Annotated in this window: 5 protein-coding genes; 2 read left to right on the forward strand and 3 right to left on the reverse strand. The window is 60.0% G+C overall.

Annotated elements, in window-relative coordinates; genetic code table 11:
* Positions 1 to 84 precede the first annotated feature (84 nt).
* From QZ292_RS09900 to QZ292_RS09910, 3 genes are all read right to left on the reverse strand, one after another.
* A complete protein-coding gene (locus QZ292_RS09900; protein WP_294592049.1) occupies positions 85 to 354 on the reverse strand; it encodes a co-chaperone GroES in 270 nt (89 codons plus the stop codon).
* 167 nt (positions 355 to 521) lie between these two features.
* Positions 522 to 1,160 (reverse strand): thiamine phosphate synthase, encoded by a 639-nt coding sequence (gene thiE, locus QZ292_RS09905; protein WP_294601094.1) that lies wholly within the window; start codon positions 1,158 to 1,160, stop codon positions 522 to 524.
* Positions 1,161 to 1,462: 302 nt separating this feature from the next.
* A complete protein-coding gene (locus QZ292_RS09910) occupies positions 1,463 to 2,236 on the reverse strand; it encodes a sulfide-dependent adenosine diphosphate thiazole synthase (protein ID WP_294601097.1) in 774 nt (257 codons plus the stop codon).
* A gap of 148 nt (positions 2,237 to 2,384) precedes the next feature.
* On the opposite strand from QZ292_RS09910, the gene QZ292_RS09915 reads away from it, so the two are divergent.
* Positions 2,385 to 3,398 (forward strand): aminodeoxychorismate synthase component I, encoded by a 1,014-nt coding sequence (locus QZ292_RS09915; protein ID WP_294601099.1) that lies wholly within the window; start codon positions 2,385 to 2,387, stop codon positions 3,396 to 3,398.
* The gene (locus QZ292_RS09920) at positions 3,376 to 4,005 is read left to right on the forward strand and encodes an aminotransferase class IV (RefSeq protein WP_294601101.1); all 630 of its coding nucleotides are present in this window, start codon (positions 3,376 to 3,378) and stop codon (positions 4,003 to 4,005) included. The genes QZ292_RS09915 and QZ292_RS09920 overlap by 23 nt, the downstream gene beginning before the upstream one ends.
* Positions 4,006 to 4,071 lie beyond the last annotated feature (66 nt).

The following is a 4,071-nucleotide window of genomic DNA, read 5'->3' on the forward strand; positions in this document are numbered from 1 at the left end:
GTAGCGTAGCTATCTAAAAGTTCTTTGCGCCGCTTTCTTTCAAGAAAGCGGCAGTCCCCTCCAGTTCAATGCAAAATAGAGCGATTAAATAATCGCAAGGATATCATTTTGTTTCATGATGAGATAATCTTTCCCATCGAACGAGATCTCGGTGCCCGCATATTTGCCGTAGAGCACCTGGTCGCCCGCTTTGACCTCCATTTTGACCTCGTCGGTACCCGGGCCTACCGCCACGACAGTTCCGGCGAGCGGTTTTTCTTTGGCCGTGTCAGGGATGAAGAGACCCGAAGCGGTTTTTTCCTCGGCCGGTTTCGGCTCGATCAGCACGCGATCTGCTAACGGTTTGATTTTCATGATCGGTAAATGTTTTTATTTGTTTTGGATTCTGAATTCAGGTTTCGTTCAGCGGTGGCTGTATCGTGCATATTCTGTGCCAAAATGCGCGCGGCCGGCTCTTTATGCCAAAATGACAGCCCGCGGGCTGTCATTTTGAACATCAGATATCGGAACCGCTGTCGGACTTATGCTCCGATCATACGCTGTATCTCGCGGATACGCCGTTCCATCTCCGCCGGGTCGGCCGTTTCCATGAAGTGCCGCACGAGGCAGGGATTCCGGGCGCCGGCTGCCAAAACGGCCGGCAGGGTCTCCGGGAAAATCCCGCCGATGGCGACCACGGGCAGCTGCGCGAAACCGAGCACCTCCCGCAGCAGCGCTGTCCCGACCACCGGATCGGGCACGGCTTTGGTGGTCGTCGGATAGACAGGCCCGAAGCCGATATAGTCCACCCCCTCGGAAGCCAATGCGGCGCGGGCCTGATCGATGGAGTGGGTCGAAAGGCCCACGATCATCTCCCGGCCGACGATGCGCCGCACGTCTGCAACCGGCAAGTCGCCCTGCCCGACATGAACGCCGTCGGCGTCGCTCAGCAGGGCGATATCGGGCCGGTCGTTGACGATAAACCGGGTCTCCGTCCCGCGGGTCACGGCGCGCACTTCGCGGGCGATGTGCAGCAGCTCGTTGTCAGGCAGGTTCTTCTCCCTCAGCTGGAGCATCCGAACGCCGCAACGCACGGCGATCTCGGCCGCTGCGACATGTCCCACGGCGGGACGGGTCAGGATGACGTACAAACCGAAATTATCCATGATAATTTGTTTCATTGGGTTGGAGGGTACTGTTCTTTTTCTGAAGAAAAAGAACCAAAAAGACTTTCGGCGGATGCTTCGCATCCTAAAGCTGCCGGCCGCCCAGCTCTCGGCCTGTTCGTCGGGCTGTGGTTTCCCGGTGGGCGCGCTTAAGGTATTACCCGCATAAATAGCGCGCCACACCGGAAACCCAGCCCGACAGACCTGCGAAGATTGAGGACTGCGGAGCCTGAGGTATAGCGTAGCTAACTGAAAGTTCTTTGCGCCGCTTTCTTACAAGAAAGCGGCAGTTCCCTCCAGCTCAGAGAACAAACTGATTATGCCCGATCGATCCGGGCGATCATCAGTTCGGCAGCTTTCCGGCCCGACATCAGCATGCCGCCGAAAATCGGCCCCATCCGGAATGCGCCGCTCACGCCGTTGGCGGCCATCCCGCTCACGAAGAGTCCCGGATAGACCTCCTTGGTATTTTCGACAGTGAGCCGTTCGCCCTCTTCGACATTCAGCGACCGTTCGCCGGCCACTTCGCCGGTCGGAGTATTGAGCCGGACGTTGTTCTTGCGAGCCACCAGGCGGGCGATCATGCAGTCGTGGCCGGTGCCTTCGAGCACGGCGCGGGCGGTCACCATCAGAGGGTCGACGTGCATCCCTTCGCGCGTCACGGGGGCCCAGTTCACGACCAGACCGGCCACCTCTTCGTTGTGGAAAATGACGTCTTCCACGGAGTAGCAGTTGAAGATGGTGGCGCCGGCCTTGGTGGCGGCATAGACGAGGGCGGAGGTAGCGTGCACGGAGTCCACCACGTATGCCTCTCCTTTATAAGGTTTGTAGCTGACGCCGAGCTCGTCGAGGATGGGCAGGGCCTCTTTCTGGACGATGATGTCGTTGAACATCATGGCGCCGCCCCACATGCCGCCGCCGGGGGCGAGCTTGCGTTCGTAGAGGACGACGCGTTTGCCGGCTTTCGCCAGATAGTAAGCAGCCACGAGGCCGGAGGGGCCGCCGCCGACGATAGCGGCATCGACCGAGAGGTTGGCTTTCAGTTTTTCGAAATAGTTTTCGACTATCCCGAGCGAAACGAGTTTTTCCATCGTTTGAATGATTTTTTACAGGTATGGTTCTCCCCGCGGCAGGCCGGGAGCGTCCGGGGCGCAGGGCCCTCCGGTTCCGGGAGGGGACACAAATATAGGGGTTGCACCGCAAAAATGCTATTTTTGCCGGACAAGATTTTGCCGACGGGTGGAATATTACAACAAAGACGAGGCGCGGATGCGAATGAACCGCTACGGAGCGGAGGGACGACCGTTTCTGTTCCTGATCGACTATGCGATGCGGGCCTGTGTGGTGGAGCCGCTGGAGGAGGTGGATCCGACCCGGCTGCTCTATGCGATCGGCGGGCGGACGAATGCTTTCGCGCTGGGCGACGAAACGCCGGAATTCGTGTGGAAACCGCGGTTCGTCACGCAGGCGGAGTATGACCGGGGATTCGAGGTGGTGGCGACACATTTGCGGGCGGGAAACAGCTATCTGGTCAATCTGACGTACGAAACGCCGGTAACTTGCAACCTGACGCTGCGCGAGGTGTTCGACCGGACGGAGGCGCGGTACAAAGTCTGGTTCGACGACCGGTTCGTCTGCTTCTCGCCGGAACGGTTCGTACGGATCGGAGCGGAGGGGCGGATTTCGACCTTCCCGATGAAGGGGACGATCGATGCGGTGCTGCCGGAGGCGGAACGGCGGGTGTTGGAGGATGCGAAAGAGGCGGCTGAGCATGCGACGATCGTCGATCTGCTGCGCAACGACCTGAACCGGGTAGCGCAGGGGGTGCGGGTGGAGCGGTATCGCTACGTCGACCAGGTGGCGACACATGCGGGGGAGTTGTTGCAGGTCAGCTCGGAGATCAGCGGACAGTTGCGGGCGAATTGGCGCGATCACGTGGGGTCGATCTTGTTCGAGTTGCTGCCGGCGGGGTCGGTGACGGGGGCGCCGAAACGTCGAACGCTGGAAATCATCGCGGAGGCGGAGACCTACGACCGGGGGTATTATACAGGGGTATGCGGTCTGTTCGACGGGAGGGAGCTGGAGAGCGGGGTGATGATCCGTTTTCTGGAGCGGCGGCCGGGGGCGGAACGGGGGGAGTATCTCTTCAAGAGCGGCGGAGGGGTCACGTTCCGCAGCGACCGGGCGGCGGAGTATGCGGAAATGAAACAGAAAGTCTATGTGCCTTTGCGTGGAAACGATACGGATCGCTGACGGTCGCTGGCCGGAGGCTGAAATCCTGCATCTGCATCAGGAACGGATCGCACGCACGTGCCGCGGGCTGTACGGCGGTGCCGAGGTGCCGGATTTGACGGCGATCCGGAGGGCGCATCCGGTGCCGGAAGATTTACGCGAGGGGGTGGCGAAGTGTCGGGTGGTCTACGGGGTTGCGGGGGGCGAGGCGGTGGAATATTCGCGTTATACGCCTCCCCGGATCGGCTCGCTGCTGGCGGTGGAGGTCGAGTCTTTCGACTACGGGTACAAGTATGCCGACCGGAGGGAACTGACTGTGTGGCACGAACAGGCGCTGGCGAAGGGCTATGGCGATGCGCTGCTGATCCGCGACGGGCTGGTCACGGACACGACGTTTTGCAATGTGGCGTTCCGGGTGGCGGGAGGCTCGTGCGAGCTCTGGCACACGCCGGCTTCACCGCTCTTGCGCGGGACGATGCGGGAATGGCTTATCAAACGGGGGACGATCGTCCCCCGTGAAATTCGACTCGAAAACTTGCGCGGGGGACACTACTCCCATATCGCGCTGTTCAATGCGATGAATGATTTCGGCACGCTGCTCTTGCCGATCGACCGAATCTGCTATTAATCTGTGTGCTCTGGGCTTGAGGGTACTGTTCTCTTTGTGAACAAAGAGAACCAGAAAAACTTTAGA

Origin of the sequence: uncultured Rikenella sp. (assembly GCF_910577125.1) — a bacterium.
Lineage (GTDB): Bacteria > Bacteroidota > Bacteroidia > Bacteroidales > Rikenellaceae > Rikenella.

Excerpts from the sequence above, each read along its gene's own strand:
- QZ292_RS09910 (WP_294601097.1), bottom strand. The coding sequence starts at position 2,236 with ATGGAAAAACTCGTTTCGCTCGGGATAGTCGAAAACTATTTCGAAAAA.
- thiE (WP_294601094.1), bottom strand. The coding sequence starts at position 1,160 with ATGAAACAAATTATCATGGATAATTTCGGTTTGTACGTCATCCTGACC.
- QZ292_RS09900 (WP_294592049.1), bottom strand. The coding sequence starts at position 354 with ATGAAAATCAAACCGTTAGCAGATCGCGTGCTGATCGAGCCGAAACCG.